We start from the raw sequence: 25,847 nt of genomic DNA on the forward strand, positions 1-25,847 counted from the left end.
AAAATAAAGAAAAATTCAGAATATTACAACAAAAGAAACAAAGGCGGGAATGAATATCTGGATAAAAATAGAAAGAATAACAGAAGAAAGAAAACAACAAGGAACAGCAGGAACAAATGGTTCATATAATAATGTAAAGGGAGCGTAAAGGAGTTTGCATGGACGGACAGACAATTCTTCTGATCAGTGATATGCGTCAGGTTTATCTTGCTGAGATATTGACAAAAAAGGGTTATAACGTGCGCTGCCTTGATATCAGAAATCGTGAGACGGCATTGCAGCAGTTAGAGAAGCTGAAACGTTTTCTGGATAAGGCAGATGTACTGATTCTTCCAATCCCGGTGCAGAAGGTACCGGAACAGGAACTTTTTTATGATATATTAAATAAAAATCTGCAAAAGAAAACACTTGTGATGGGAGGATGTTTTTCGAAAGAGCAGAGAGCGCTATTAACAGGAAGAGATATTCATTTTCTGGATTTTATGGAAGATACAGTTGTGACAGAGGAGAATGCCGTGGCAACAGCAGAGGGAACGATCGCACAACTGGTGGAAAAAAGTCCGTATAATATTGATGAGGCAAAAGTGCTTGTGACCGGGTACGGATATTGCGGAAAGGCGATCGCGAAAAGACTAGGAGCACTCAGAGCGCGTGTGACGGTGCTTGCAAGAAGGAGGGAAGTACGAAAGGCAGCAAAAGAAGATGGTTTCTATGCGGTAGATTTTGCATTTGGGCCGGAGGAGGCAATGGGAGCTGCAATGGTTGTCAATACGGTTCCGGCGCTTGTCATCACAGAAAAGATCATAAAAGAACTTCCAAGAGATGCTTATATTGTGGATATTGCATCGGGGGAGGGCGGCACGGATTTTGCTTGTGCAAGGGAATATGGTATCCATGCAGATCATGTGCTTGGAATCCCAGGAAAATATGCGCCAAAAGAGAGTGCATATATATTAGAGCGTTCTGTGGAACGTTTTATTTTACAGCAAAAACAGGGGGAAAAGATTTGATGGATTTTGATAAATATAATATTGGTTTTGGGATCACAGGTTCCTTCTGTACATTTGCAAAAGCGAAAAAAGAGGTGGAGTTTCTTTGCGGGATGGGAGCAAATGTGATCCCGATTTTCTCATTTCAGGCACAGACCTGTGATACCAGATTTGGAAGTGCAAAAGAATATGTGGAAGAAATATGTGAGATTACCGGAAATGAAGGGATACGCTCTATCTGTGCCGCAGAGCCGATCGGACCGAACAATTTTCTCGATATTATGGTGATCGCACCCTGTACCGGCAATACCGCAGCAAAACTGACCGGAGGAATCATTGATACACCGGTACTGATGGCGGCAAAGGCACATATGCGGAACGGAAAACCGCTTGTCATTGCGATTTCCACAAATGATGCCCTTGGAGCAGGTTTTAAAAATATCGGTATGTTGATGAATATGAAAAATATTTATTTTGTGCCGTTTGGACAGGATAATTATAAGAGCAAACCAAATTCCATGGTTGCGAAGATGGAACTGCTTCCGGAAACAATTGAGGCGGCATTGCAGGGCAGACAGATCCAGCCGGTGCTGCAGGAGCCGTAAAAGAATATAAAAAAACTGGCACATTTATGAGTTGTTTCATCATAAAAGTGCCAGCTTATTCATGACTATAGAATATTTGTGGCATTCTCTTATATTCATACCAGATAACAGAAAGGTATATCGGAGGTCTTATGCGTTTTTGGATGCCTCTAATGCCTCACGGCATGCTTTTGCAAGCTGGTCGCCACAGGAAGTAGGACGTCCGCCACAGCGGATGCCGCCGATTTTTTCTTCTACCTGTTCAACGGTAAGACCTTCCACTAATTTTGGGATTGCCTGCAGATTACCGTTGCATCCTCCGGTAAACTTTACGTTGTGGACAACATTTCCATCAAGTTCTAAGTCGATCTGTGTGGAGCAGGTTCCTTTTGTTTTATAAGAATAAGTCATATCAGATTCCTCCTTTGTTATAGATCATAGTCTGTGTGCCGTCGCAGAAACTGCGATTCAGTAAGAGTATAAACACAAGTGTGCAGCAGTGCAAGGACTTTTTTATGTAAGCGGAAAATTCGTTGAAATTCCCGCTTACATAAAAAAGCCCTTCAGGCAGGATTCTTTCTTACGTTAATAAAAAATTCACAAAACGTTTACCCCTATTTTGGTTGTGGTAATACGGGAAAAGTGTTACAATGACAATATTGTGCAAGGTTTAGCCTGCAAAAGGACTTGCAAATTTGAGAAATAGCCAGGAATAGGAGTTTTTATGAGCGCATTTACAAAGTTATTCGGAACGCACAGCGAACGCGAGTTAAAAAGAATTTATCCACTCGTTGATAAAGTGGAGTCATACCGTGACGCTATGGGAGCGCTGTCCGATGAAGAATTAAGAGACAAGACGAAAGAATATAAAGAGAGACTGGAAAAAGGAGAGACACTTGATGATCTTCTTCCGGAGGCATATGCAACTGTCCGTGAAGCAGCAAAGCGTGTACTTGGAATGGAACACTACCGTGTACAGATCATTGGTGGTATTATCTTACATCAGGGTCGTATCGCAGAGATGAAGACTGGTGAAGGTAAGACACTTGTTTCTACGCTTCCTGCATACTTGAACGCCTTAGAGGGCAAGGGTGTGTGCATCGTAACAGTTAACGATTACCTTGCAAAGCGTGACTCTGAGTGGATGGGACAGATTCATGAGTTCCTTGGCTTAAAAGTCGGAGTAGTTTTAAACTCCATGACCAATGATGAGCGCCGTGAGGCATATAACTGCGATATCACCTATGTAACAAACAATGAGCTCGGATTTGATTATCTGAGAGACAACATGGTTATTTATAAGGAACAGCTTGTTCAGAGAGGTCTTCATTATGCGATCATCGATGAGGTCGATTCCGTATTGATCGACGAGGCACGTACACCGCTTATCATTTCCGGACAGAGCGGCAAATCCACCCGTCTTTATGAGGCTTGTGACATCTTAGCACAGCAGATGAAACGTGGCGAGGATGTACCGGAGTATTCCAAGATGGATGCTATTATGGGTATCGAGCAGGAAGAAACAGGTGATTTCCTTGTCAATGAGAAGGACAAGGTTGTCAGCCTGACACAGGAGGGTGTGAAAAAAGTTGAGCAGTTCTTCAAGATCGGTAACCTTGCAGATGCAGAAAATCTTGAGATCCAGCACAATGTGATTCTTGCGCTGCGTGCACACAACCTGATGTTCCGCGATCAGGATTACGTTGTAAAAGATGATGAGGTACTGATCGTTGATGAGTTTACCGGACGTATCATGCCGGGACGCCGTTACTCGGATGGTCTGCATCAGGCAATCGAGGCAAAAGAGCATGTAAAAGTAAAACGTGAGAGCAAGACTCTTGCAACGATCACGTTCCAGAACTTCTTTAATAAATTTGACAAAAAATCCGGTATGACAGGTACGGCACTGACTGAGGAAAAAGAGTTCCGTGATATCTATGGCATGGATGTTATCGAGATCCCGACCAACAGACCGGTCATCCGTGTGGACAAACAGGATGCTGTTTATAAGACAAAGAAAGAAAAATATCATGCAGTTGTCGAGGAAGTAAAAGCTGCCCACGCAAAGGGACAGCCGGTACTGGTTGGTACGATCACGATCGATGTATCTGAGACGATCAGTGCGATGTTAAAGAGAGAGGGAATCCCACATACTGTTTTGAATGCGAAGTTCCATGAACTTGAGGCTGAAATCGTAGCCGCAGCAGGACAGCACGGTGCGGTAACGATCGCTACAAATATGGCTGGTCGTGGTACGGATATTAAACTGGATGATGATGCAAAAGAGGCTGGCGGATTAAAAGTTATTGGTACAGAGCGCCATGAGTCAAGACGTATTGATAATCAGCTGCGTGGACGTTCCGGACGTCAGGGAGATCCGGGTGAATCCCAGTTCTTCATTTCCCTGGAAGATGATCTGATGCGTCTGTTCGGTTCAGAAAAGCTGATGGATATCTTTAATACACTGGGTGTTCCTGAAAATGAACAGATCCAGCATAAGATGTTAACCTCTGCGATCGAGAAAGCGCAGACAAAGATTGAGGGTAACAACTTTGGTATCCGTAAGAATCTTCTTGAGTATGATCAGGTTATGAATGATCAGAGAGAGATCATTTATGCAGAGCGTATGCGTGTATTAAACGGAGAGAACATGCGTGATGTGATTTTCAAGATGATCACAGACCGTGTTGAGAGCTGTGTGGATACCTGCATTTCTTCTGAGCTGCCGAAAGAAGAGTGGGATTTAAACGAGTTAAATCAGCTTCTGACAGATATTATCCCATTAGAGCCTGTAAATGCTGCTGATGTGGACAGTGTTAAGAACAACAAAGAATTAAAACATCTCTTAAAAGAGCGTGCAGTGAAACTGTATGAGGCAAAAGAGACAGAATTCTCGGAGCCGGAGCAGTTCCGTGAATTAGAGCGTGTAGTACTGTTGAAAGTCATCGACCGCAAGTGGATGGATCATATTGATGATATGGATCAGCTTCGTCAGGGTATCGGCTTACAGGCATATGGACAGAGAGATCCGCTGGTTGAATACAAGATGGCAGGATTTGATATGTTTGACGATATGATCGCCAACATTCAGGAAGATACAGTCCGTCTGCTGTACCATGTCAAGATCGAGCAGAAGGTAGAGCGCGAGCAGGTTGCGAAAGTAACCGGTACTAATAAGGATGAAACGGCAACCAATACACCAAAGAAACGTGCGGCTGCTAAAGTATACCCAAATGATCCGTGCCCATGTGGTTCCGGTAAAAAATACAAACAGTGCTGTGGAAGAATGGCATAAAATTAAAAAATAATAAAAAAGCGTTATGTTTATGGAGTGATTCATAGATGTGGCGCTTTTTACTTTATAGGATGAGCTGCTTAGCAGACGGGGGGTTCGCTAAATTGTGGTTTGTGGGTGACATGAGTTTCCTCGTGTAGGGTGGTTCCGGGGGGTTACGATTGGCAAATTGCATCAAGCCGGGACTCGTTTTGTTCCGTTGTACGAAAATAAGAAAGTCTAAGTATGCCTGATTTATATTGTGGCGGAGTGACGTGTGCGTCCTAAATGCGCCATCCGGGCACATTAGGACTTGTGCTGCCGTCCATGGCAGCACAACACTGTATTGTGAACAGGCATACTAAGACTTTCTAATTTTCTCCCAAAGTCACAAAACGGATCCCGGCTTGATGCGATTTGCCAGCCACTAAGTTGTGAACCACCCTTCGCCGGGGAACTCATTTTGCAACTTTGGCGGGTGTAAATTTTTAGTGTTTTGTGTCTGAATCTGATAAAAAAATATTTCCAAATAACTATGTTTAATAGATTATTATTGGTTTGATAATACTGGAAAAACCTCAATGTATCCCGTTATGCCTATGTTTATTGCCATACACATTTGAAAAAAATATTCTGTGTTATTTGGTCTGGCATTTTACGAAATAATTCATGTAATACAATGTAGCATATAAAAATTCTGGGAAGTCATTAAGCTGAATATCAATGATACAGCACATTAGCATTTTAAGCATATTTTCATTCAAGCGAATATCAAAAATTTGCACCTACGCCCCCAGTTTTGAGATGAACCGCCCACCCAAATGGTGTTTCATAACCTGGATGCTGGCATCTTGCGCAAAGCCGAAGCTGATTTTGTGACTTTGGGAGAAAATTAGAAAATCTTAGTGTGTCTGTAGATACACAGTGATGTTCTGCCACGGATGGCAGAACAAGGCAGCATCGAGTCATGGATGACTCGTTGTTGCCGTTCACGTCACTCCGAAAAAATCTAACTCAGACACACTTAGACTTTTCTTATTTTCGTACAACGGAACCAAAATTAACTCCGGCTTTGCGCAAGATGCCATTCACAAACCTACGACTCACCATTTGGACGGGCGATTTATTTCATAAACAAACCATCATTTGATGAGTATCTTCTATAATAGAAGAAACACAAAAAGTGAAAAAAGTACTTGCATTTCTGCAGATCATCGTGTATACTAAGCATTGCTGTGACATTGATAGCGTAGAAGCGTGAGGTTGCTGCCGATATGGCAGGTTTTCCGTGGAGCGAATGTCAAGTTAGGAAACTGGCGACAAGTCACTGTATACGAGTAACATCTACAAAGTAGAAACAACGTGCGGGCAGACCGGAAGGCTGTCAGAAGAACTTTAAGCATTCGATGGTGCAAAGAAGTTTCTTTTTATGGGTAAAAGCTCATGATACGCACGGGAATGTGTGCAGTCACCGCTTGTCGTACCAAAGCGAGTTTATCGCTTGCAAAAGTGCGAAAAGGAGGCGACTTTTTTTATGGCAAGTCAAGTAATGAGAATCACATTAAAAGCTTATGATCACGAATTAGTAGATTCATCAGCAAAAAAAATCATCGAGACTGTAAAGAAGAACGGATCACAGGTGAGCGGACCGGTACCTCTTCCTACTAAGAAGGAAGTAGTTACTATCTTAAGAGCTACTCACAAATATAAGGATTCCCGCGAGCAGTTCGAGCAGAGAACTCATAAAAGACTGATCGATATCGTAACACCAACTCAGAAAACAGTTGATGCTTTATCTCGTTTAGAGATGCCGGCTGGTGTATACATCGATATCAAAATGAAGAACAAATAATTCTTCAAACAAATTTGTTAATATCCTGAAGGGTTTTATATAGAAGCAAAGAATGTTCGGCATCAGCCTCCATTCTATGTGGTTTTCCACATCCACTTATATGGACTTTCTAGGATGAACGGTTCCGCTACCCCACATCGATGGGCATGAAGCGTTCCGCTGTAGAGTAAACAGGAGGTAAAAGAATGAAGAAAGCGATTTTAGCAACAAAAGTCGGAATGACTCAAATCTTCAACGCAGACGGCGTATTAGTGCCGGTTACTGTATTGGAAGCTGGTCCTTGCTCCGTAACACAGATCAAAACTGTAGAGAACGACGGATACAGCGCAGTTCAGGTTGCATTTGCAGACAAGAAAGAAAAAGTTGTCAGCAAAGATGCAAATGGTAAGAAAGAAATCAGAAACAGACATGGCGTAAACAAAGCTCAGATGGGACACTTTGCAAAAGCTGGTGTATCCGGAAAGAGATATGTCAGAGAGTTCAAATTTGAGAACGCAGACGAGTACAAACTTGGAGATGTTATCAAAGCTGATATTTTTGCAGAGGGCGACAAGATCGACGCTACTGCAATTTCCAAAGGTAAAGGTTTCCAGGGCGCTATCAAGAGATTAGGACAGCATAGAGGTCCTATGGCTCATGGTTCTAAATTCCATCGTCATCAGGGTTCTAACGGTGCATGTTCTTCACCGAGCCGTGTATTCAAAGGAAAAGGAATGCCTGGACATATGGGAAGCGTAAAAGTTACAACACAGAATCTTGAAGTTGTAAGAGTTGACGCTGAGAACAACCTGCTCTTAGTTAAAGGTGCTGTACCAGGCGCTAAGAAATGCATGGTAACAATCAAAGAAACTGTAAAAGCAGGTAAATAGTGCTTAGATAGGAAAGGAGGAAACAACAATGGCTAACGTAGCTGTTTATAATATGGAAGGCAAAGAAGTAGGAAGCCTGGAGTTAAACGATGCTGTTTTCGGAGTAGAAGTTAACGAGCATCTTGTACACATGGCAGTACTTCAGCAGCTTGCAAATAACCGTCAGGGAACTCAGAAAGCAAAAACACGTTCTGAAGTTCGCGGTGGTGGTAGAAAACCATGGAGACAGAAAGGAACCGGTCATGCAAGACAGGGTTCAACAAGAGCTCCACAGTGGACTCATGGTGGAGTTGTATTTGCTCCGGTACCAAGAGACTACTCTTTCAAATTAAACAAAAAAGAGAAGAGAGCAGCATTAAAATCTGCACTCACATCCAGAGTAAATGAGAGCAAGTTCATCGTTGTTGATGAGTTAAAACTTGACTCCATTAAGACAAAGAACTTCGTTCAGGTTCTGAACAACTTAAAAGTTGAGAAAGCATTAGTTGTATTAAACGATATGGATGCAAACGTGATCAAATCTGCAAGCAACGTTCCGACTGTTAAAACTGCTCAGACAAACGAGTTAAACGTATTTGATGTATTAAAATATGATACAGTTGTTGTAACAAAAGACGCTGTTAAGACTATCGAGGAGGTGTATGCATAATGGCAAACGTACAGTATTATGATGTAATCCTCAAACCGGTTATTACCGAGAAATCCATGGCAGCTATGGCTGAGAAGAAATATACTTTCTTAGTTCATCCGGAAGCAAATAAGACCATGATCAAAGAAGCAGTTGAGAAAATGTTCGAGGGCACAAAAGTTGCCAGCGTTAACACCATGAACATGGATGGAAAGAACAAAAGACGTGGCATGGTTTATGGAAAAACTGCTAAGACAAAGAAAGCTATCGTTCAGTTAACAGAAGACAGCAAAGATATCGAGATCTTTGCTGGACTGTAAGATAAATTTTAGATAGCAAACTAAGCGCAGCGATGCGCGATAACAAACATCGAAAGGAGAACAACAATGGGAATTAAGACATATAACCCATATACACCTTCCAGAAGAAATATGACTGGCTCTGATTTCTCCGAGATCACAAAAACAACTCCGGAAAAATCACTGGTAACTTCTTTAAAGAAGAACGCTGGTCGTAACAATCAGGGTAAAATCACTGTAAGACACCATGGCGGTGGAAACAGAAGAAAATACAGAGTTATCGATTTCAAGAGAAACGGTAAAGACGGAATCCCGGCTAAAGTAGTCGGAATCGAGTACGATCCGAACAGAACAGCTAACATCGCTTTGATCTGCTACGCAGATGGCGAGAAAGCATATATCCTTGCTCCGGCTGGTTTAACAGACGGCATGACAGTTATGAGCGGTGCAACTGCAGAAGTTCGTGTTGGTAACTGCTTACCACTTGAGAATATCCCGGTTGGTACCCAGGTACACAACATCGAGTTATATCCGGGTAAGGGCGGACAGTTAGTTCGTTCCGCTGGTATGAGCGCTCAGTTAATGGCTAAAGAAGGAAAATATGCAACACTTCGTCTTCCTTCAGGCGAAATGCGTATGGTACCTTTAAAATGCCGTGCAACAATCGGTGTTATCGGAAACGGTGATCACAACTTAGTTAACATCGGTAAAGCAGGACGTAAACGTCACATGGGTGTTCGCCCGACAGTTCGTGGTTCTGTTATGAACCCGAATGACCATCCACACGGAGGTGGTGAAGGACGTGCTCCGATCGGACGTCCGGGTCCATGTACTCCTTGGGGTAAACCTGCTCTTGGTCTTAAGACTAGAAAGAAGAATAAAGCTTCTAACAAGTTAATCGTAAGACGTAGAGATGGTAAAGCCTTAAAATAATAAGCTGGGGCTTATTATTTTAAGGCTTGGAAGAAGCAGAAAGCGCTTCTTCCGGTTCGTGGCAATGACTAATAAAAACAGATATGTTTTTTGAAATTGCAACGGTGACTGGATGAGGAGCAGAAACTGTTTCTTCCGGTCTTTGAAAAAATAATAAAAAATTAGAAAACCGGGAGAAGTTTTGCTTGCTTCTTCCGGTAATCTCTGATATAATAAACAAGATGTTCGGAGTCCGAGGAAACACACGGCAGTGTGTAAAGGGGACTGACAAAATAGGAGGTAAATTATGGCTCGTTCATTAAAAAAAGGACCATTCGCTGATGCCAGCCTGCTGAAAAAAGTAGACGCTATGAATGCATCTGGTGACAAATCTGTTATTAAGACATGGTCACGTCGTTCTACAATCTTCCCTCAGTTCGTTGGTCATACCATCGCTGTTCATGACGGAAGAAAACATGTACCTGTATATGTAACAGAAGATATGGTTGGACATAAACTTGGTGAGTTCGTTGCAACAAGAACTTACAGAGGACATGGAAAAGACGAAAAGAAATCAGGCGTTAGATAAGATATTTGAAAGGAGGTTTCATCCATGGCTAAGGGACATAGAAGTCAGATTAAAAGAGAAAGAAATGAAGTAAAAGATACCAGACCTTCCGCTAAGTTATCTTACGCAAGAGTGTCTGTTCAGAAAGCTTGTTTCGTATTAGATGCAATCCGTGGAAAGGATGTTCAGACAGCATTAGCTATCGTAACATACAATCCGAGATATGCTTCAAGCTTAGTAAAGAAATTATTAGAGTCAGCAATCGCAAACGCTGAAAACAACAATGGAATGAAAGCAGAAAACCTTTATGTTGCAGAGTGCTACGCAAATAAAGGACCGACAATGAAGAGAATCAGACCGAGAGCACAGGGTAGAGCTTACAGAATCGAAAAGAGAATGAGCCACATCACAATCGTGCTTGACGAGAAATAAGGAGGTCAAATATGGGACAGAAAGTTAATCCACATGGCTTAAGAGTCGGCGTTATCAAAGACTGGGACTCTAAATGGTATGCGGAAGCAGATTTTGCAGATTTCTTAGTAGAAGATTACAATATCAGAACATATCTGAAAAAGAAATTATATGCAGCAGGTGTTTCTAAGATCGAGATCGAGAGAGCATCTGACCGTGTGAAAGTTATCATCTACACAGCTAAACCGGGTGTAGTAATCGGAAAAGGCGGAGCTGAGATCGAGAAGATCAAAGGCGAAGTTCAGAAATTCACAGATAAGAAATTAGTTGTTGATATCAAAGAAGTTAAAAGACCGGATCGTGATGCTCAGTTAGTAGCTGAGAACATTGCATTACAGTTAGAAAACCGTGTTTCTTTCCGTAGAGCAATGAAATCCTGCATGGGAAGAACCATGAAATCAGGAGCAAAGGGAATCAAAACATCCTGTTCCGGACGTCTTGGCGGTGCTGATATGGCTCGTACAGAGTTCTACTCTGAGGGAACTATTCCGCTTCAGACATTAAGAGCTGATATTGATTATGGATTCGCTGAAGCAGATACAACCTACGGTAAAGTTGGTGTTAAGGTTTGGATCTACAAAGGCGAGGTACTTCCTACAAGAGCTAATAAGGAAGGAGGAGTACAGTAATGTTAATGCCAAAAAGAGTAAAACATCGTAAACAGTTCCGTGGCTCTATGAGCGGAAAGGCTACAAGAGGTAATACGATCACTTATGGTGAGTATGGTATTATTTCAACTGAGCCATGCTGGATCAAAGCAAACCAGATCGAGGCAGCCCGTGTTGCGATGACAAGATATATCAAACGTGGTGGTAAAGTTTGGATCAAAATTTTCCCAGAGAAACCAATTACTCATAAACCTATGGGTGTTCGTATGGGTAAAGGAAAGGGTGCTCCAGAGTACTGGGTAGCCGTTGTGAAACCAGGTCGTGTATTATTTGAAATCTCCGGTGTTCCGGAAGACGTTGCGAAAGAAGCGTTACGTCTTGCTACACACAAATTACCTTGCAAATGTAAAGTAGTTTCACGTGCAGATTTAGAAGGCGGTGTATCAAATGAAAACTAGTAAATATTTAGAAGAATTAAAAGGCCAGTCTGTAACAGACTTAAATGCGCAGTTAGTAGAAGCTAAAAAAGAACTTTTCAATTTGAGATTCCAGAACGCAACGAATCAGCTGGACAACACAAGCAGAATCAAAGAAGTAAGAAAGAATATTGCAAGAATTCAGACAATCATTACTGAGAAAGAAAAAGTTGCGCAGTAGGATTCCAGAAAGGAGATTAATCGGTCGTGGAAGAAAGAAATCTTAGAAAAACACGTGTTGGTATTGTTGTAAGCGACAAGATGGATAAAACAATCACTGTTGCAATCCAGGATAACGTAAGACATCCTCTTTACAACAAGATCGTTAAGAAAACATACAAATTAAAAGCTCATGACGAGAATAACGAATGTAAGATCGGTGATAAAGTAAAAGTTATGGAGACAAGACCATTATCGAAAGATAAGAGATGGAGACTTGTAGAAATCATGGAAAGAGCAAAATAATTAAAGGAGGCTACAAGCATGGTACAACAGGAAAGTAGACTTAAGGTAGCCGATAACACAGGAGCAAGAGAGTTACTCGTTATTCGTGTTATGGGTGGATCTACTAGAAGATATGCGAATATTGGTGATGTAGTAGTTGCTACGGTCAAAGAGGCAACACCAGGCGGTGTTGTTAAAAAAGGTGATGTCGTAAAAGCTGTAGTTGTTCGTTCAGTAAAAGGTGCACGTCGTAAAGACGGTTCTTATATCAAATTTGATGAAAACGCAGCAGTTATTATTAAAGATGACAAAACTCCAAGAGGAACACGTATTTTTGGACCAGTAGCAAGAGAGCTTCGTGAGAAACAGTTCATGAAAATTGTTTCCTTAGCTCCGGAAGTATTGTAGGAGGACCAGGATATGGCAACCATGAAAATTAAAAAAGGCGATATGGTCAAAGTGATCGCTGGTAAAGATAAAGACAAAGAAGGCAAAGTTATTGCTGTAAATACAAAGAACAATACCGTTCTGGTAGAGGGTATCAACATGGTGACGAAACATGCAAAACCAAGCATGGCTAATCAGCAGGGTGGTATCATCCATCAGGAGGGACCTGTTGACATTTCAAACGTTATGTATCTTCACAAAGGAACAGCTACCCGCGTAGGTTTCAAGATGGATGGAGATAAAAAAGTACGTTTCGCAAAGAAAACAGGCGAAGTGATCGATTAATTAAAGAGAGGAGGCAAAACAGTTGAGCAGACTTAAAGAACAGTACCAGAATGAGATCGTAGATGCTATGATCAAAAAATTTGGATATAAAAATATCATGGAAGTGCCGAAGCTCGATAAGATCGTTGTAAACATGGGCGTTGGCGAAGCAAAAGAGAACGCAAAATTATTAGAGGCTGCAATCAAAGACATGGAGACTATCACAGGTCAGAAAGCAGTTCCTACAAAAGCTAAAAACGCAATTGCAAACTTCAAGATCAGAGAAGGAATGGCAATCGGATGTAAAACAACACTGCGTGGCGAGAAAATGTACGAGTTTATGGATCGTTTAATTAACCTTGCATTACCACGTGTACGTGACTTCAGAGGTGTTAACCCGAATGCATTTGACGGTCGTGGAAACTATGCCCTTGGTATCAAAGAGCAGTTAATCTTCCCGGAAATCGAGTATGATAAAGTTGATAAAGTTCGTGGTATGGATATCATTTTCGTTACCACTGCAAAAACAGACGAAGAAGCTCGTGAGTTATTGACATTGTTCAATATGCCGTTCGCCAAATAATAGGAGGGAATTTTAATGGCTAAAACATCTATGAAAGTAAAACAGCAGCGTAAACCAAAGTTCTCTACCAGAGCTTACACACGTTGCAAAATTTGTGGACGTCCACATTCTGTTTTAAGAAAATACGGAATCTGCAGAGTATGTTTCCGTGAATTAGCATACAAAGGCCAGATACCAGGCGTTAAGAAAGCAAGCTGGTAATCAGACGGCTGTGTCCGGCATGTACGGCACAGTAACTTAATAAAGGAGGAAATATACATCATGACAACAAGTGATCCAATCGCAGATATGCTTACAAGAATCCGTAACGCAAACACTGCTAAACATGATACAGTTGATGTTCCGGCATCTAAAATGAAAATCGCAATCGCAGATATTCTTGTAGATGAAGGATATATCGAAAAATATGATATCGTTGAAGATGGTAACTTCAAAACAATCCGCATCACATTAAAATATGGTGCAGATAAGAATGAAAAGATTATCACAGGACTTAAGAGAATCTCTAAACCAGGTCTTCGTGTATACGCAGGCAAGGATGAGCTTCCTAGAGTACTTGGCGGTTTAGGTATCGCAATCCTTTCTACCAACCAGGGTATCGTAACTGATAAAGAGGCTAGAAAGCTTCAGGTTGGTGGCGAAGTATTAGCATTCGTATGGTAAATTTTGCCCGCCATTGGACGGACAAAATTGAAAGAACCTTCGGTTCTTTCGGTATATTTTAAGCCTTTCATACAATGTTATTTAAAACTTTCATTTCTTCCGGGTTATTGCAACCTGGGAGAGAAGGTTCTTAAAGAATCAGGTAACTACGGCGTAAGCCGCAATTATACATTCACGATGGCAGGTCATGCGATCTGTTGTCACAAAAAAATTTAGGAGGTACGGGCATGTCACGTATAGGAAGAATGCCAATCGCAGTTCCGGCTGGTGTTACAGTGGATATTGCAGAAAATAATCATGTGACTGTAAAAGGTCCTAAGGGAACTCTGGAAAGAACCCTTCCATCTGAGATGGACATCAAATTAGAGGGTGACGAGATCATCGTTACAAGACCTAACGATTTGAAAAAAATGAAATCCTTACACGGATTAACAAGAACACTGATCAACAACATGGTTGTTGGTGTTACCAATGGATATACCAAGGAACTCGAGGTTAACGGTGTTGGTTACAGAGCTTCTAAAGCTGGTAAAGTGCTCACACTGAACTTAGGATATTCTCATCCGGTTGAGATGGAAGATCCGGAAGGACTTGAGTCCAAAGTTGATGGAAATAAAATCATTGTATCTGGTATCGATAAAGAAAAAGTTGGCCAATACGCAGCTGAAATCAGAGATAAGAGAAGACCTGAGCCTTACAAAGGAAAAGGTATCAAATATGCTGATGAAGTTATTAGACGTAAAGTTGGTAAGACTGGTAAGAAATAATTAAAGGAGTGACGAAAAATGGTTAGTAAGAAATCAAGAACAGCAGTTCGCGAAAACAAACATAGAAGAATGCGTCATCATCTTGCAGGTACAGCGATGAGACCACGTCTGGCTGTTTTCAGAAGTAATAATCATATGTACGCTCAGATTATTGACGATACAGTTGGAAATACACTTGTTTCTGCATCTACACTTGATAAGGATGTAAAAGCAGAGTTAGAGAAGACCAATAACGTCGAAGCAGCAGCTAAGCTTGGTACTGTTATTGCAAAGAAAGCTTTAGACAAGGGTATTTCAACGGTTGTCTTTGATAGAGGCGGCTTTATATATGCAGGTAAAGTAAAGGCATTAGCCGAAGCAGCAAGAGAAGCTGGTTTAGACTTTTAATAGGAGGAAACGCAAAACATGAAACGTGAAATCATTGATGCTAGTCAATTAGAATTAAACGAAAAAGTGGTATCAATTAAACGTGTAACAAAAGTTGTTAAAGGTGGACGTAACTTCCGTTTTACAGCTTTAGTTGTTGTCGGCGACGGCAATGGCCATGTTGGTGCTGGCTTAGGAAAAGCATCCGAGATTCCGGAAGCAATCCGTAAAGGAAAAGAAGATGCTATGAAGAAACTCATCACTGTAAAATTAGATGAGGTTGGCAGTGTTACACATGATGTTACCGGAAAACATACAGGTGCATCTGTATTATTAAAGAAATCTCCAGAAGGTACTGGTATCATCGCCGGTGGTCCTGCTCGTAACGTATGTGAGCTGGCTGGTATTAAAAATATCCGTACAAAATCTCTGGGATCTAACAACAAGCAGAATGTTGTTCTTGCAACAATCAATGCTTTAAGTCAGTTAAAATCCCCGGAAGAAGTTGCAAAACTTCGTGGAAAATCAGTTGAAGAGATTGTAGGTTAAGGAGGAGTTTTAAGATGGCAGATAAGAAATTAAAAGTAACACTTGTAAAATCTACAATCGGTGCTGTTCCGAAGAACAAAAAAACAATCGAAGCACTTGGACTGAATAAGTTATATAAAACTGTTGAGCTGCCAGATAACGCAGCAACAGCAGGTGCACTTCGTAAAGTAGCACCTTATGTAAAGGTAGAAGAGATCTAATAATAAGATAAGGAGGTGTCAGTAATGGACTTATCCAATTTACAGGCAGCAGCAGGTTCTGCACATAGCGATAATTTCAGAAGAGGACGTGGACACGGTTCAGGAAACGGTAAGACTGCTGGTAAGGGACACAAGGGACAGAAAGCTCGTTCCGGAGCTCCGAGACCAGGTTTTGAAGGTGGTCAGATGCCGTTATACAGAAGATTGCCAAAGAGAGGTTTCAAATGCAGAAACTCTAAGACAATCATCGGAATCAACCTTTCCGCCCTTGAGGCATTTGAGAACGATTCCGTTGTTTCAGTAGAGACATTAATCGAGGCTGGTATCGTTAAAAATCCTAGAGATGGAGTTAAGATTCTGGGTAATGGCGAACTTACTAAGAAACTCACCGTTCAGGCAAATGCATTCAGCGCAGCTGCAAAAGAAAAAATTGAGGCTCTTGGTGGAAAAGCAGAGGTGATCTAATGCTGGAAACACTCCGTAATGCATTCAAGATTAAAGATATTCGAAACAGAATTATTTTTACATTTCTCATGTTAGTTGTAATCAGGATCGGAAGCCAGCTTCCGATTCCTGGTGTTAACAATGAACTGTTTTCAAACTGGTTTGCAAGTCAGACCGCAGATGGAATGGGATTTTTTGATGCAATTACCGGTGGATCATTCTATAACATGTCAATCTTTGCATTGAACATTACACCGTATATTACTTCATCCATTATTATGCAGCTTCTCACTATCGCAATTCCAAAACTGGAAGAGATGCAGCGCGACGGAGAAGAAGGACGTAAGAAGATTGCAGAGATTACCAGATATCTTACAGTAGCTCTTGCTTTAATTGAAGCGATCGCAATGGCAATCAGCTTTAAGAGAGGCCAGATGTTACAGAGTGATGGTATTCTTACAATTATTATGATTATTTTCACATTAACTGCAGGATCAGCAGTATTAATGTGGATTGGTGAGCGTATTACAGAAAAAGGTGTTGGAAATGGTATTTCTATCGTACTTACTATTAACATCATCTCCCGTATTCCAAATGATATGGGTACACTGTATCAGCAGTTCATCACAGGAAAATCCATACCTAAGGGAATTCTTGCGGCAGTAATCATTATTGCAATCATTGTTGCAATGGTCGTATTTGTCGTATTCTTACAGGGCGGCGAGAGAAGAATCCCGGTTCAGTATTCCAAAAAGATTCAGGGAAGAAAACAGGTTGGCGGTCAGTCAACATATATCCCGTTAAAGGTTAATACCGGCGGTGTTATCCCGGTTATCTTTGCACAGTCTTTGTTGCAGACACCGGTTATCATTGCAAGTCTTCTTGGAAAAGGAAACGGAACCGGTATCGGAAGCAAGATTTTAAAAGGAATGTCCCAGTCAAACTGGTGCAATCCGAATGAGCCGGTTTATTCCATCGGATTGGTGGTATACATCGTACTTATCATTGCTTTCGCTTACTTCTATACTTCAATTACATTCAATCCATTAGAGATTGCTAATAATATGAAGAAAGCCGGCGGATTTATTCCGGGTATCAGACCTGGTAAACCAACCAGTGATTATCTGAATCGGATGTTAAATTACATTGTATTTATAGGAGCAGTAGCACTTGCATTTATCGCATTCGTTCCGATCTTCTTCAACGGAGTATTCGGTGCCGATGTATCATTTGGTGGAACATCTATCATCATTATTGTAGGTGTTGTCATTGAGACATTAAAACAGATCGAATCACAGATGCGTGTTCGTTACTATAAAGGATTTTTAAATGATTAATCTGACGGCGTAAGTCAGATTGGCAAAGGAGCAACGCTGGGCTTTTAAAGTTCAGCGTTACTTTCCTATATAAGCAATATTTGTATGATGAAGGTATTTTGGACAATGGAGGTATTAGTGTGAAAAATAAGATTTTTCACACGCAAGATTAGTGCTTACGCACAAATCTTGAGATGCGTAAAAAGCAACGCAGGAAGGAAGAATTTTATGAAGATTATCATGTTAGGAGCTCCGGGAGCAGGAAAAGGAACACAGGCGAAGCAGATTGCGGATAAATATCGTATCCCGCATATTTCAACCGGTGATATTTTCCGTGCAAACATCAAGAATGGAACCGAGCTTGGAAAGAAAGCAAAACAGTATATGGATCAGGGTTTATTAGTGCCGGATGAGTTAACCTGCGATCTTGTTATGGACAGAATCGGACAGGATGACTGTGAGAATGGATTTATACTTGATGGTTTTCCAAGAACTATTCCGCAGGCAGAAGCACTTACAGCTGCACTTGAGAAGATCAATGAAAAAATGGATTATGCAATCGATGTGGATGTACCGGATGAAAACATCGTAAATCGTATGAGCGGAAGACGCGCATGCTTAAACTGTGGTGCTACATACCACATTGTTTCCATTCCAACAAAGGTAGAGGGAATCTGTGACAGATGCGGACAGCCGGTTGTCTTAAGAGATGATGATAAACCGGAGACTGTTCAGAAAAGACTTACAGTATATCATGAGCAGACCCAGCCATTGATCGATTATTACAAGAAACAGAGTATCTTAAAAACAGTTGACGGTACGCAGCCGATGGAAAAGGTATTTGCAGATATCGTTGCGATTTTAGGCGAGTAGAGGAACCGGAGTAATGGCTGTAACAATAAAATCTTCCCAGGAAATAGAACTGATGCGCCAGGCAGGAAAGATTCTTGCAAAGGTGCATGAGGGATTAAAAAAAGAATTAAAACCCGGAATGTCGACATTTGATATTGACAGGATCGGGGAGGAAATGATTCGGAGTTTTGGATGCGAACCATCTTTTAAGAATTATCAGGGATATCCGGCATCCGTCTGTGTCTCCATCAATGAAGAAGTTGTACACGGGATTCCGCGCAAAGACAGAATCATTGAAGAGGGAGATATTGTAAGTCTTGATACCGGTGTGATCTATAAAGGGTATCAGTCAGATGCCGCAAGGACACATGGTGTTGGCGAGATCACTGAGGATGCAAGACTTCTGATCGAACGTACCAGACAGAGCTTTTTTGAAGGAATGAAATATGCAGTGGCAGGAAATCATCTGCATGATATTTCAGGTGCGATCGGTGATTATGCCGAGAGTTTTGGTTATGGTGTGGTACGTGATTTATGTGGACATGGAATCGGTACACATATGCATGAGGACCCGGAGATCCCGAATTACCGCAAATTCCGCAGGGGCATTAAGCTGAAAGCAGGAATGACATTAGCGGTGGAACCCATGATAAATCTGGGAACAGAGAGAGTCGTATGGATGGATGATGACTGGACCGTAGTGACAGAGGATATGGATCTTTCGGCTCATTATGAAAATACCATACTGATCCGGGAGGGAAAACCGGAAATATTATCACTTACGGATTCTGAAATCGCCGAAGGAATCTGGAGTAATGATCCAATTCTGTAAAGCATAGAGAAAAGAACCGGAGGATATTTCAGAAATGGAATTTGCAAAATCCAAGTCGGGACACGACAGAAATCAGATTTATCTTATAAAAGAAAAAGATGAAAAATCTGTATATCTGGTAAACGGAACGACCCGTACCCTGGATATGCCAAAGAAAAAAAATGCAAAGCATATTCAGATTATCAAAAATTTACCGATAGAAGTTACGGAGATTCTGGATGAAAATTTATCAGATCTTACAGTAAAAAGAGCAATCAAACAGTACTGCCGTATAAATGAAGGCAGACAGGAATCATAAAATAGGAGGATTTATTCAATGTCAAAAGCAGACGTAATTGAAGTAGAAGGAACCGTTGTTGAGAAACTCCCGAACGCATTTTTTAAAGTGGAGTTAGAGAATGGACATCAGATTTTAGCAACCATCAGCGGAAAACTTCGCATGAACTTTATTCGTATTTTACCGGGGGATAAAGTTACCATCGAGATGTCTCCATATGACCTGACTAAGGGAAGAATCATCTGGAGAGACAAATAAGATTTTATTACAGATCTTATACAAAATAATAGTTGACTTCTAAACAGTGTCCGTGCTATAATGTTAGACGGACACTTTTGGATAGTGCCTTTTTGTGCGTGCATATTTCAGTGCAACAACACAAAAAAGAGCCTTGTTAAGAAAGGAGGATTTGCTGTGAAGGTAAGATCATCAGTTAAACCTATTTGCGAAAAATGCAAAGTCATCAAGAGAAAAGGAAGCATCAGAATTATCTGTGAGAATCCGAAACACAAACAGAGACAGGGTTGATTTAGTTCTTGTCATATTTGTGCCAATGGGGTAATATGCGCATTTTAATGAGCAGAAACCCGCCAAATTATGTGCGGCTGCAGTGGAACGCCTGGTAGGGTTGTTCACACTGTTATCATAATCAGACAGCCGGGATAGCTGCTTTTTTATGTCTACATACCGAGGACATAAAGGGACATATCCAAATAAGAAGAAAGACGGATGGGACACACATTTCAGGCCAATGACAACGGAGCTGTCTCAGACGATTTTCTGAAATAAAGTCACAACGTCAGGTGATTTGAGAAATGAAACAATATAACAGGTGCAGAATGCATCGGATGAATTAATGGAGGTTAAAAAGCACATGGCTCGTATTGCAGGTGTAGATTTACCAAGAGAAAAACGCATCGAGATCGGTTTGACATACATCTACGGAATTGGTAGAACAAGCTCTAGCCGTATCCTTGCAGCAGCAAACGTAAATCCTGATACTCGTGTCAGAGATTTAACAGACGATGAAGTAAAGAGAATCAGCGCAGTAATCGATGAGACTCAGTTAGTAGAAGGTGATTTAAGAAGAGAGATCGCTTTCAATATCAAGAGACTTCAGGAGATCGGATGCTATCGTGGAATCCGTCACAGAAAAGGTCTTCCGGTTCGTGGACAGAAGACAAAGACAAACGCAAGAACCCGTAAAGGTCCAAAGCGTACCGTTGCAAATAAGAAAAAATAAAGTTTCCTGAGGTACGCTTCAGAGAACTGTTGCTAACAAGAAAAAATAATTCTGGCAACAGAAGTAATTCGTATCAGTCGATATTTTATATTTTAGAGAAAGTAGGTTAGTTTAGATATGGCTAAAGTTACAAAAAAAGTGACAAAAAAGCGTGTAAAGAAAAACGTTGAACGCGGACAGGCACATATTCAGTCATCTTTTAACAATACAATCGTAACTATCACAGATGCTGAAGGTAATGCTTTATCATGGGCAAGTGCCGGTGGTCTTGGATTTAGAGGTTCAAAGAAATCTACTCCGTATGCTGCACAGATGGCAGCTGAGACAGCTACAAAGGCTGCTTTAATCCACGGATTAAAGACTGTAGATGTTATGGTTAAAGGACCGGGTTCAGGAAGAGAAGCAGCGATCCGTGCACTTTCTGCATGTGGTCTTGAGGTTACCAGCATCAAAGACGTAACTCCAGTACCTCACAATGGATGTCGTCCACCAAAACGCAGAAGAGTTTAATTAGGAGGGAAAGACGAAGATGGCAGTAAATAAAGTTCCTGTTCTGAAAAGATGTAGATCACTTGGTTTAGAGCCAAGTTACCTTGGATATGATAAAAAATCCAACAGAGAGTTAAAGAGAGCAAATAAGAAAGTTTCCGAGTACGGACTTCAGTTAAGAGAAAAACAGAAAGCAAAATTCATCTATGGTGTTCTGGAAAAACCTTTCCACAACTACTATGTGAAAGCTGATCAGATGAAGGGCATGACTGGTACAAACTTAATGACCATGTTAGAGTCCAGATTAGATAACGTTGTATTCCGTATGGGATTCGCAAGAACAAGAAAAGAAGCAAGACAGATCGTTGACCACAAATTTATCTTAGTAAATGGTAAACAGGTTAACATTCCTTCTTACTTAGTAAAAGCTGGCGATGTTATCGAGATCAAAGAGAAAAACAAAGGTCTTCAGAGAATGAAAGACATCGTTGAAGTTACCGGCGGAAGATTAGTTCCGGAGTGGTTAGATGTTGACGCTGAGAAATTACAGGGAACTGTAAAAGAATTACCTTCCAGAGAGCAGATCGACGTTCCTGTTGATGAGATGCTTATCGTCGAGTTATATTCTAAGTAATAGTTAAGCAAATTACCCGAGAAGGAGGGACTTTGTAGTGTTCGATTTTCAAAAACCAAAAATTGAAATCGCAGAAATTTCAGAAGACAAGAAGTACGGAAAGTTTGTTGTAGAACCTTTGGAAAGAGGCTATGGTACGACACTTGGTAATTCTTTAAGAAGAATCATGCTTTCTTCTTTGCCGGGTGCTGCTGTAAGCCAGGTTAAGATCGACGGTGTTTTACATGAATTCAGTTCCATTCCTGGTGTTAAGGAAGATGTAACTGAGATTATTATGAATATCAAAAATCTTGCCATCAGAAATAACAGCTCTACAAATGAACCTAAAGTTGCTTACATTGAATTCGAGGGCGAAGGTGTAGTCACAGCAGCAGATATCCAGGTTGATTCTGATATTCAGATTTTAAATCCGGATCTGGTAATTGCCAATTTAAATGGCGGACCTGACTGCAAGCTTTACATGGAGCTTACCATTACAAACGGCAGAGGCTATGTAAGTGCAGACAAGAATAAGACAGAGGATATTCCGATCGGCGTTATTGCCATCGACTCTATCTATACACCGGTAGAAAGAGTAAATCTTTTGATTGAAAATACCCGTGTTGGTCAGATTACAGACTATGATAAGCTTACTTTGGACGTTTATACAAACGGTACCTTAGAGCCAGATGAGGCTGTCAGCTTAGCTGCTAAGGTTTTAAGCGAGCATTTAAGTCTTTTCATCGATCTTTCCGAAGCTGCTCAGCAGGCTGATGTCATGATCGAGAAAGAGGACAATGCAAAAGAGAAAGTTCTTGAGATGAATATCGATGAACTTGAGCTTTCCGTTCGTTCTTATAACTGTTTGAAGAGAGCCGGCATTAACACAGTCGAAGAACTGACAAACAGAACACCGGAAGATATGATGAAGGTTCGTAACTTAGGACGTAAATCATTAGAGGAAGTTCTTGCTAAATTAAAAGAGTTAGGACTTCAGTTAAACCAGGGAGAGGAGTAAAGCGAGCGCTTTACATTCCCCGATACAGGCAGAAACAGTAAGACCATGCGGCATGGAGTATGTCTGGTGTGCAGAGTGTATGCATTTGTTGCTCTGATATGCCTGACGAGGAAATGCGTCAGAGACAGTCAGAGGGATGAGGCAGACGAGATTCTGACACACGGATCATGAGTGGCACTTGGAATGGCACTGTGCGGTATCACAGAACCACTCCGAAACAAGAATATGGCGTCCGGTAAGTAAGTCCAAAGCGCGTGGCCGGATGTTCCACAAAATGGAGGATATTAAAAATGGCAAAGTATCGTAAATTAAGCAGAACCTCTAGCCAGAGAAAAGCTTTATTAAGAGGTCAGGTAACAGCATTATTAAACAATGGTAAGATCGTTACCACAGAAGCAAAGGCAAAAGAGGTTCGCAAAATCGCTGAGGGAATCATCGCTTTAGCAGTAAAAGAGAAAGACAACTACGAAGAAGTTACTGTAAAAGCAAAAGTTGCCCGCAAAGATAAAGACGGTAAGAGAGTAAAAGAAGTTGTAGACGGTAAGAAAGTTACTGTATACGATGAAGTTGAGAAGACTATCAAGAAAGATAAGCCATCCCGTCTTCATGCTCGTAGAGAGATGTTAAAAGTTCTCTACACCGTAAAAGAAGTTCCGACTGAAGCTGCCGGAAGAAAGAAAAACACCAAAGAAGTTGATCTTGTTGCTAAATTATTCGATGAGATCGCTCCGAAATATGCAGACCGTAACGGTGGTTACACAAGAATCGTAAAGATCGGTCAGCGTAAAGGTGATGGCGCTTTAGAGGTATTACTTGAGTTAGTATAATCACTATCCAAAATATGAGAACGTGAAAAAAGCCAGTCCAGGCTGCAGATGATGCAGACTGGGCTGGCTTTTTTGTATGTTGTAGATAGGTTTGGATATCAAAAGGTGGCTTTCAGTTTTTTGAATGGAAAATTGCACTAAGCCGAGGCTGTTTTGTGCCGTTGTATGAAAATAAGAAAATTTGTTTCATACGAAGTTTCCGGCCGAAGTCTGTTCATATGTGTTGAAAGATGTTATGCTAAACATGATATATAGCTGCCGTGCTAAAATGGAGGGATTGAAAATGGCAAGACCGAAAAATAAACAGGAGTTAATAGAGGCTGCAAACACAAATTATGAGAAACTGCTTTCTATGATTGAACGGAGAACAGAAGCGGAGAAAAGTGCACCGTATGATTTTCTGGATGATGAAAAGAAAAAGGAAGCACACTGGAGACGTGATAGAAATTTAAGAGACGTACTGATGCATCTGAATGAGTGGCATCTGCTGCTTTTAGAATGGGTCAAAAACCGTGAAAACGGCAGCAATAAGCCATTCCTGCTGGAAGGATATAACTGGAAAACGTATGGTGATATGAATATGGTATTCTTTCGGCGCTGTCAGAATATTTCCGAAGAAGAGGCACTCGAACGGTTTAAGGATTCACACAAAAGAGTGATGGAGGCATTAGATACGTTTTTACAGGAAGAACTTTTTACCAGGACTTATTATCCATGGGTGGGCGGAAACTGTATTGGAAATTATTTTATCAGTAATACAAGCAGTCATTATGATTGGGCGATGAAGAAAATGAAAGCACATAAAAAGCGGGTTGGATAAGAAATGTGCCTGCATACCAATTTGAGATTTTCGCTGCCCCGTTGCAATAAATTACTTAGAGAAGGAGACCAGCTATGAAAAAATGGTACAATGAAGAATATGAATTTGAAATAGAAGTTACAGGGTTTTTACGAGGAGATCACACAGAACATTATTGCAGAAATGGGGAAGAGGTTGGGGATCAATATACCTGCACCTATGGATGTCCGGTCAATAAAGATGGTCAGGGGATCTGCTCAAAAACAATGATGATGCTTTATCCAATCATGGAGGCGGTTAGAAGTGGCGGAGATCTTGAGAATCTTGGCGGAAGCAGCAGATATGTGAAAGATATTGTGTGTCCGGACGGATGTGTGATGTTCCGACTGACGGCAACACCGTTAGGAAATGAAAACTTCCATAAGGGTGGATTTTGGAAGGAGCAGTAGGATATGGCATCAAGTAAGGAATATTTACAATTTATTTTAGGACAGTTAGCGGAGTTGGAAGAAATCTCATACCGGGCTATGATGGGCGAATTTATTATTTATTACTGCGGTAAAATCGTTGGTGGTATCTATGATGACAGGCTGTTGGTAAAGCCGGTAAAAGCGGCACTTTCCTATCTGTGGGAAGCCTCCTACGAACTGCCGTATGAGGGAGCAAAAGAATGCTGCTGGTAGACGAGGTGGATGATAAAGAGTTTTTGCAGGGATTGTTCGTTGCGATGTATGAGGAGCTGCCGGAGGTAAAAGGGAAGAAAAAGAAATAGGAAAGTAACAAAATTGAAAAAGTGAGAAATACCGATTATGTACAGGAAAGCCAGTTTAAACTGCAGATGAAAAGCAGTTTGAACTGGCTTTCTTTTGTTAAAGAATCAAACATTTTTATTATTTAATGTTTCTAAAAAAGTAATCAGGGAATCTAACTGTTCCGGTGAAAGTTTATTTGTGGCATTGATCAATTCAACTTGTTTATCAGTAAGAAATACGGGCTGGGCACCACTCTCCATAAAAAACTGGGATAAAGAGATACCAAATGCATCGCAAATTCGCTCCAGAGAGGGGATAGAAGGTGTCATATGTCTGCGATACCAGGATGAAATTGTAGATTGAGTCATTCCGGACTCTTCTGCAAGTTGGTATTCAGACCATCCTTTTGCAGTTCTAAATTCTACAATTCGATCTAATACGTTCATTTTCTGCCTCCTTAATACTTCGTTATATCGTTTATTATAGTGTGCAATATCGTAGTAAAATAATTTTGAAATGCGTATAAAACATGTATTAATGCGTAGTATAAATATTGAAATTTTAAACGCATT

Annotated in this window: 39 protein-coding genes and 1 pseudogene; 38 read left to right on the forward strand and 2 right to left on the reverse strand. The window is 41.0% G+C overall.

The features are described from left to right. Positions 1–158: 158 nt before the first annotated feature. The gene (locus H8S51_RS02815; RefSeq protein WP_117920730.1) at positions 159–1,010 is read left to right on the forward strand and encodes a dipicolinate synthase subunit DpsA; all 852 of its coding nucleotides are present in this window, start codon (positions 159–161) and stop codon (positions 1,008–1,010) included. Further along, positions 1,010–1,594 (forward strand): dipicolinate synthase subunit B, encoded by a 585-nt coding sequence (locus H8S51_RS02820; protein ID WP_117920731.1) that lies wholly within the window; start codon positions 1,010–1,012, stop codon positions 1,592–1,594. The genes H8S51_RS02815 and H8S51_RS02820 overlap by 1 nt, the downstream gene beginning before the upstream one ends. A 129-nt stretch (positions 1,595–1,723) precedes the next feature. Here the strand turns inward: H8S51_RS02820 and H8S51_RS02825 are convergent, their stop codons facing one another. Continuing rightward, on the reverse strand, positions 1,724–1,984 hold the full coding sequence (locus tag H8S51_RS02825) for a TIGR03905 family TSCPD domain-containing protein (RefSeq protein ID WP_117920732.1): 261 nt from the start codon (positions 1,982–1,984) through the stop codon (positions 1,724–1,726). 313 nt (positions 1,985–2,297) lie between these two features. Between H8S51_RS02825 and secA the strand changes: the two genes are divergently transcribed. The 36 genes and pseudogenes from secA to H8S51_RS03005 all read left to right on the forward strand — a co-directional run bounded on the left by secA (position 2,298) and on the right by H8S51_RS03005 (position 25,295). Then, positions 2,298–4,868, forward strand: a complete 2,571-nt coding sequence (secA, locus tag H8S51_RS02830) for a preprotein translocase subunit SecA (RefSeq protein ID WP_186900049.1) — start codon at positions 2,298–2,300, stop codon at positions 4,866–4,868. A gap of 1,513 nt (positions 4,869–6,381) precedes the next feature. Next, a complete protein-coding gene (gene rpsJ, locus H8S51_RS02835) occupies positions 6,382–6,699 on the forward strand; it encodes a 30S ribosomal protein S10 (RefSeq protein ID WP_015560093.1) in 318 nt (105 codons plus the stop codon). Between the two features lie 185 nt (positions 6,700–6,884). Beyond that, positions 6,885–7,568: a 50S ribosomal protein L3 gene (gene rplC / locus H8S51_RS02840; protein WP_117920735.1), complete on the forward strand. Its 684-nt coding sequence runs from the start codon at positions 6,885–6,887 to the stop codon at positions 7,566–7,568. Between the two features lie 28 nt (positions 7,569–7,596). Then, on the forward strand, positions 7,597–8,217 hold the full coding sequence (gene rplD / locus H8S51_RS02845) for a 50S ribosomal protein L4 (protein WP_118210185.1): 621 nt from the start codon (positions 7,597–7,599) through the stop codon (positions 8,215–8,217). After that, a complete protein-coding gene (gene rplW / locus H8S51_RS02850) occupies positions 8,217–8,516 on the forward strand; it encodes a 50S ribosomal protein L23 (protein ID WP_006857866.1) in 300 nt (99 codons plus the stop codon). Before rplD ends, rplW begins: the two co-directional genes overlap by 1 nt. Before the next feature lie 66 nt (positions 8,517–8,582). Continuing rightward, complete coding sequence (rplB, locus tag H8S51_RS02855) at positions 8,583–9,428, forward strand: 50S ribosomal protein L2 (RefSeq protein ID WP_117920737.1); 846 nt, start codon at positions 8,583–8,585, stop codon at positions 9,426–9,428. 286 nt (positions 9,429–9,714) lie between these two features. Further along, complete coding sequence (rpsS, locus tag H8S51_RS02860) at positions 9,715–9,996, forward strand: 30S ribosomal protein S19 (protein WP_006857865.1); 282 nt, start codon at positions 9,715–9,717, stop codon at positions 9,994–9,996. Between the two features lie 24 nt (positions 9,997–10,020). Continuing rightward, positions 10,021–10,407 carry a 50S ribosomal protein L22 gene (gene rplV / locus H8S51_RS02865; protein ID WP_006857864.1) on the forward strand — a complete coding sequence of 129 codons (387 nt, stop codon included), beginning with the start codon at positions 10,021–10,023 and terminating at the stop codon, positions 10,405–10,407. 11 nt (positions 10,408–10,418) lie between these two features. Further along, positions 10,419–11,075, forward strand: coding sequence for a 30S ribosomal protein S3 (gene rpsC / locus H8S51_RS02870; protein WP_015560094.1), 657 nt, complete (start codon positions 10,419–10,421; stop codon positions 11,073–11,075). After that, a complete protein-coding gene (gene rplP, locus H8S51_RS02875) occupies positions 11,075–11,512 on the forward strand; it encodes a 50S ribosomal protein L16 (RefSeq protein ID WP_006857862.1) in 438 nt (145 codons plus the stop codon). The genes rpsC and rplP overlap by 1 nt, the downstream gene beginning before the upstream one ends. Further along, the gene (gene rpmC / locus H8S51_RS02880; protein WP_006857861.1) at positions 11,502–11,711 is read left to right on the forward strand and encodes a 50S ribosomal protein L29; all 210 of its coding nucleotides are present in this window, start codon (positions 11,502–11,504) and stop codon (positions 11,709–11,711) included. The genes rplP and rpmC overlap by 11 nt, the downstream gene beginning before the upstream one ends. A gap of 26 nt (positions 11,712–11,737) precedes the next feature. Continuing rightward, complete coding sequence (rpsQ, locus tag H8S51_RS02885) at positions 11,738–11,995, forward strand: 30S ribosomal protein S17 (protein WP_006857860.1); 258 nt, start codon at positions 11,738–11,740, stop codon at positions 11,993–11,995. A gap of 18 nt (positions 11,996–12,013) precedes the next feature. Continuing rightward, positions 12,014–12,382 carry a 50S ribosomal protein L14 gene (gene rplN, locus H8S51_RS02890; RefSeq protein WP_006857859.1) on the forward strand — a complete coding sequence of 123 codons (369 nt, stop codon included), beginning with the start codon at positions 12,014–12,016 and terminating at the stop codon, positions 12,380–12,382. Between the two features lie 12 nt (positions 12,383–12,394). Next, positions 12,395–12,706: a 50S ribosomal protein L24 gene (rplX, locus tag H8S51_RS02895; protein ID WP_006857858.1), complete on the forward strand. Its 312-nt coding sequence runs from the start codon at positions 12,395–12,397 to the stop codon at positions 12,704–12,706. Positions 12,707–12,728: 22 nt separating this feature from the next. Beyond that, the gene (gene rplE / locus H8S51_RS02900) at positions 12,729–13,268 is read left to right on the forward strand and encodes a 50S ribosomal protein L5 (protein WP_006857857.1); all 540 of its coding nucleotides are present in this window, start codon (positions 12,729–12,731) and stop codon (positions 13,266–13,268) included. Between the two features lie 15 nt (positions 13,269–13,283). Further along, positions 13,284–13,469, forward strand: coding sequence for a type Z 30S ribosomal protein S14 (locus H8S51_RS02905; protein ID WP_006857856.1), 186 nt, complete (start codon positions 13,284–13,286; stop codon positions 13,467–13,469). A gap of 60 nt (positions 13,470–13,529) precedes the next feature. Then, positions 13,530–13,931 carry a 30S ribosomal protein S8 gene (rpsH, locus tag H8S51_RS02910; RefSeq protein WP_117920738.1) on the forward strand — a complete coding sequence of 134 codons (402 nt, stop codon included), beginning with the start codon at positions 13,530–13,532 and terminating at the stop codon, positions 13,929–13,931. Between the two features lie 227 nt (positions 13,932–14,158). After that, positions 14,159–14,698, forward strand: coding sequence for a 50S ribosomal protein L6 (rplF, locus tag H8S51_RS02915; protein WP_044999228.1), 540 nt, complete (start codon positions 14,159–14,161; stop codon positions 14,696–14,698). Between the two features lie 18 nt (positions 14,699–14,716). Next, positions 14,717–15,085, forward strand: a complete 369-nt coding sequence (gene rplR, locus H8S51_RS02920; RefSeq protein WP_006857854.1) for a 50S ribosomal protein L18 — start codon at positions 14,717–14,719, stop codon at positions 15,083–15,085. A gap of 18 nt (positions 15,086–15,103) precedes the next feature. Next, positions 15,104–15,613, forward strand: a complete 510-nt coding sequence (rpsE, locus tag H8S51_RS02925; protein WP_006857853.1) for a 30S ribosomal protein S5 — start codon at positions 15,104–15,106, stop codon at positions 15,611–15,613. 14 nt (positions 15,614–15,627) lie between these two features. Then, the gene (gene rpmD, locus H8S51_RS02930) at positions 15,628–15,813 is read left to right on the forward strand and encodes a 50S ribosomal protein L30 (RefSeq protein WP_006857852.1); all 186 of its coding nucleotides are present in this window, start codon (positions 15,628–15,630) and stop codon (positions 15,811–15,813) included. A 24-nt stretch (positions 15,814–15,837) separates the two neighbouring features. Beyond that, positions 15,838–16,278 carry a 50S ribosomal protein L15 gene (gene rplO / locus H8S51_RS02935; RefSeq protein WP_006857851.1) on the forward strand — a complete coding sequence of 147 codons (441 nt, stop codon included), beginning with the start codon at positions 15,838–15,840 and terminating at the stop codon, positions 16,276–16,278. Next, positions 16,278–17,594 (forward strand): preprotein translocase subunit SecY, encoded by a 1,317-nt coding sequence (secY, locus tag H8S51_RS02940; protein WP_117920739.1) that lies wholly within the window; start codon positions 16,278–16,280, stop codon positions 17,592–17,594. The genes rplO and secY overlap by 1 nt, the downstream gene beginning before the upstream one ends. A 207-nt stretch (positions 17,595–17,801) precedes the next feature. After that, entirely contained in the window at positions 17,802–18,446 is a 645-nt protein-coding gene (locus H8S51_RS02945) for an adenylate kinase (RefSeq protein WP_117920740.1), read from the forward strand. Between the two features lie 13 nt (positions 18,447–18,459). Continuing rightward, complete coding sequence (map, locus tag H8S51_RS02950) at positions 18,460–19,257, forward strand: type I methionyl aminopeptidase (RefSeq protein ID WP_118210186.1); 798 nt, start codon at positions 18,460–18,462, stop codon at positions 19,255–19,257. 34 nt (positions 19,258–19,291) lie between these two features. Next, the gene (locus tag H8S51_RS02955) at positions 19,292–19,555 is read left to right on the forward strand and encodes a KOW domain-containing RNA-binding protein (RefSeq protein ID WP_118210187.1); all 264 of its coding nucleotides are present in this window, start codon (positions 19,292–19,294) and stop codon (positions 19,553–19,555) included. Between the two features lie 18 nt (positions 19,556–19,573). Further along, positions 19,574–19,792, forward strand: a complete 219-nt coding sequence (infA, locus tag H8S51_RS02960; protein ID WP_006857846.1) for a translation initiation factor IF-1 — start codon at positions 19,574–19,576, stop codon at positions 19,790–19,792. Between the two features lie 156 nt (positions 19,793–19,948). Beyond that, positions 19,949–20,062: a 50S ribosomal protein L36 gene (rpmJ, locus tag H8S51_RS02965; RefSeq protein ID WP_003022746.1), complete on the forward strand. Its 114-nt coding sequence runs from the start codon at positions 19,949–19,951 to the stop codon at positions 20,060–20,062. A gap of 346 nt (positions 20,063–20,408) precedes the next feature. Then, complete coding sequence (gene rpsM, locus H8S51_RS02970; RefSeq protein WP_015560096.1) at positions 20,409–20,777, forward strand: 30S ribosomal protein S13; 369 nt, start codon at positions 20,409–20,411, stop codon at positions 20,775–20,777. A 117-nt stretch (positions 20,778–20,894) separates the two neighbouring features. Then, entirely contained in the window at positions 20,895–21,287 is a 393-nt protein-coding gene (gene rpsK, locus H8S51_RS02975) for a 30S ribosomal protein S11 (RefSeq protein ID WP_006857845.1), read from the forward strand. 19 nt (positions 21,288–21,306) lie between these two features. After that, positions 21,307–21,900, forward strand: a complete 594-nt coding sequence (rpsD, locus tag H8S51_RS02980; RefSeq protein ID WP_117920743.1) for a 30S ribosomal protein S4 — start codon at positions 21,307–21,309, stop codon at positions 21,898–21,900. 37 nt (positions 21,901–21,937) lie between these two features. Then, positions 21,938–22,897, forward strand: a complete 960-nt coding sequence (locus H8S51_RS02985; protein ID WP_006857843.1) for a DNA-directed RNA polymerase subunit alpha — start codon at positions 21,938–21,940, stop codon at positions 22,895–22,897. Positions 22,898–23,187: 290 nt separating this feature from the next. After that, positions 23,188–23,724: a bL17 family ribosomal protein gene (locus tag H8S51_RS02990; RefSeq protein ID WP_006857842.1), complete on the forward strand. Its 537-nt coding sequence runs from the start codon at positions 23,188–23,190 to the stop codon at positions 23,722–23,724. Between the two features lie 283 nt (positions 23,725–24,007). After that, positions 24,008–24,544, forward strand: a complete 537-nt coding sequence (locus H8S51_RS02995; protein WP_186900048.1) for a ClbS/DfsB family four-helix bundle protein — start codon at positions 24,008–24,010, stop codon at positions 24,542–24,544. A gap of 74 nt (positions 24,545–24,618) precedes the next feature. Next, positions 24,619–24,972: a TIGR04076 family protein gene (locus tag H8S51_RS03000; RefSeq protein WP_186900047.1), complete on the forward strand. Its 354-nt coding sequence runs from the start codon at positions 24,619–24,621 to the stop codon at positions 24,970–24,972. 3 nt (positions 24,973–24,975) lie between these two features. Further along, positions 24,976–25,295: pseudogene (locus tag H8S51_RS03005) on the forward strand (TfoX/Sxy family protein). A 105-nt stretch (positions 25,296–25,400) separates the two neighbouring features. Here H8S51_RS03005 and H8S51_RS03010 read toward each other — a convergent pair. Continuing rightward, positions 25,401–25,721, reverse strand: a complete 321-nt coding sequence (locus H8S51_RS03010; RefSeq protein ID WP_118210190.1) for a helix-turn-helix domain-containing protein — start codon at positions 25,719–25,721, stop codon at positions 25,401–25,403. Between the last annotated feature and the right edge of the window lie 126 nt (positions 25,722–25,847).

The organism is Roseburia rectibacter, assembly GCF_014287515.2.
Classification (GTDB): Bacteria; Bacillota; Clostridia; order Lachnospirales; family Lachnospiraceae; genus Roseburia; species Roseburia rectibacter.

What these genes read in the sequence shown, in the direction of transcription:
- H8S51_RS02815 (WP_117920730.1), top strand. Translation starts at nt 159, where the DNA reads ATGGACGGACAGACAATTCTTCTGATCAGTGATATGCGTCAGGTTTAT.
- H8S51_RS02820 (WP_117920731.1), top strand. Translation starts at nt 1,010, where the DNA reads ATGGATTTTGATAAATATAATATTGGTTTTGGGATCACAGGTTCCTTC.
- H8S51_RS02825 (WP_117920732.1), bottom strand. Translation starts at nt 1,984, where the DNA reads ATGACTTATTCTTATAAAACAAAAGGAACCTGCTCCACACAGATCGAC.
- secA (WP_186900049.1), top strand. Translation starts at nt 2,298, where the DNA reads ATGAGCGCATTTACAAAGTTATTCGGAACGCACAGCGAACGCGAGTTA.
- rpsJ (WP_015560093.1), top strand. Translation starts at nt 6,382, where the DNA reads ATGGCAAGTCAAGTAATGAGAATCACATTAAAAGCTTATGATCACGAA.
- rplC (WP_117920735.1), top strand. Translation starts at nt 6,885, where the DNA reads ATGAAGAAAGCGATTTTAGCAACAAAAGTCGGAATGACTCAAATCTTC.
- rplD (WP_118210185.1), top strand. Translation starts at nt 7,597, where the DNA reads ATGGCTAACGTAGCTGTTTATAATATGGAAGGCAAAGAAGTAGGAAGC.
- rplW (WP_006857866.1), top strand. Translation starts at nt 8,217, where the DNA reads ATGGCAAACGTACAGTATTATGATGTAATCCTCAAACCGGTTATTACC.
- rplB (WP_117920737.1), top strand. Translation starts at nt 8,583, where the DNA reads ATGGGAATTAAGACATATAACCCATATACACCTTCCAGAAGAAATATG.
- rpsS (WP_006857865.1), top strand. Translation starts at nt 9,715, where the DNA reads ATGGCTCGTTCATTAAAAAAAGGACCATTCGCTGATGCCAGCCTGCTG.
- rplV (WP_006857864.1), top strand. Translation starts at nt 10,021, where the DNA reads ATGGCTAAGGGACATAGAAGTCAGATTAAAAGAGAAAGAAATGAAGTA.
- rpsC (WP_015560094.1), top strand. Translation starts at nt 10,419, where the DNA reads ATGGGACAGAAAGTTAATCCACATGGCTTAAGAGTCGGCGTTATCAAA.
- rplP (WP_006857862.1), top strand. Translation starts at nt 11,075, where the DNA reads ATGTTAATGCCAAAAAGAGTAAAACATCGTAAACAGTTCCGTGGCTCT.
- rpmC (WP_006857861.1), top strand. Translation starts at nt 11,502, where the DNA reads ATGAAAACTAGTAAATATTTAGAAGAATTAAAAGGCCAGTCTGTAACA.
- rplN (WP_006857859.1), top strand. Translation starts at nt 12,014, where the DNA reads ATGGTACAACAGGAAAGTAGACTTAAGGTAGCCGATAACACAGGAGCA.
- rplX (WP_006857858.1), top strand. Translation starts at nt 12,395, where the DNA reads ATGGCAACCATGAAAATTAAAAAAGGCGATATGGTCAAAGTGATCGCT.
- H8S51_RS02905 (WP_006857856.1), top strand. Translation starts at nt 13,284, where the DNA reads ATGGCTAAAACATCTATGAAAGTAAAACAGCAGCGTAAACCAAAGTTC.
- rpsH (WP_117920738.1), top strand. Translation starts at nt 13,530, where the DNA reads ATGACAACAAGTGATCCAATCGCAGATATGCTTACAAGAATCCGTAAC.
- rplF (WP_044999228.1), top strand. Translation starts at nt 14,159, where the DNA reads ATGTCACGTATAGGAAGAATGCCAATCGCAGTTCCGGCTGGTGTTACA.
- rplR (WP_006857854.1), top strand. Translation starts at nt 14,717, where the DNA reads ATGGTTAGTAAGAAATCAAGAACAGCAGTTCGCGAAAACAAACATAGA.
- rpsE (WP_006857853.1), top strand. Translation starts at nt 15,104, where the DNA reads ATGAAACGTGAAATCATTGATGCTAGTCAATTAGAATTAAACGAAAAA.
- rpmD (WP_006857852.1), top strand. Translation starts at nt 15,628, where the DNA reads ATGGCAGATAAGAAATTAAAAGTAACACTTGTAAAATCTACAATCGGT.
- rplO (WP_006857851.1), top strand. Translation starts at nt 15,838, where the DNA reads ATGGACTTATCCAATTTACAGGCAGCAGCAGGTTCTGCACATAGCGAT.
- secY (WP_117920739.1), top strand. Translation starts at nt 16,278, where the DNA reads ATGCTGGAAACACTCCGTAATGCATTCAAGATTAAAGATATTCGAAAC.
- H8S51_RS02945 (WP_117920740.1), top strand. Translation starts at nt 17,802, where the DNA reads ATGAAGATTATCATGTTAGGAGCTCCGGGAGCAGGAAAAGGAACACAG.
- map (WP_118210186.1), top strand. Translation starts at nt 18,460, where the DNA reads ATGGCTGTAACAATAAAATCTTCCCAGGAAATAGAACTGATGCGCCAG.
- H8S51_RS02955 (WP_118210187.1), top strand. Translation starts at nt 19,292, where the DNA reads ATGGAATTTGCAAAATCCAAGTCGGGACACGACAGAAATCAGATTTAT.
- infA (WP_006857846.1), top strand. Translation starts at nt 19,574, where the DNA reads ATGTCAAAAGCAGACGTAATTGAAGTAGAAGGAACCGTTGTTGAGAAA.
- rpsM (WP_015560096.1), top strand. Translation starts at nt 20,409, where the DNA reads ATGGCTCGTATTGCAGGTGTAGATTTACCAAGAGAAAAACGCATCGAG.
- rpsK (WP_006857845.1), top strand. Translation starts at nt 20,895, where the DNA reads ATGGCTAAAGTTACAAAAAAAGTGACAAAAAAGCGTGTAAAGAAAAAC.
- rpsD (WP_117920743.1), top strand. Translation starts at nt 21,307, where the DNA reads ATGGCAGTAAATAAAGTTCCTGTTCTGAAAAGATGTAGATCACTTGGT.
- H8S51_RS02990 (WP_006857842.1), top strand. Translation starts at nt 23,188, where the DNA reads ATGGCAAAGTATCGTAAATTAAGCAGAACCTCTAGCCAGAGAAAAGCT.
- H8S51_RS02995 (WP_186900048.1), top strand. Translation starts at nt 24,008, where the DNA reads ATGGCAAGACCGAAAAATAAACAGGAGTTAATAGAGGCTGCAAACACA.
- H8S51_RS03000 (WP_186900047.1), top strand. Translation starts at nt 24,619, where the DNA reads ATGAAAAAATGGTACAATGAAGAATATGAATTTGAAATAGAAGTTACA.
- H8S51_RS03010 (WP_118210190.1), bottom strand. Translation starts at nt 25,721, where the DNA reads ATGAACGTATTAGATCGAATTGTAGAATTTAGAACTGCAAAAGGATGG.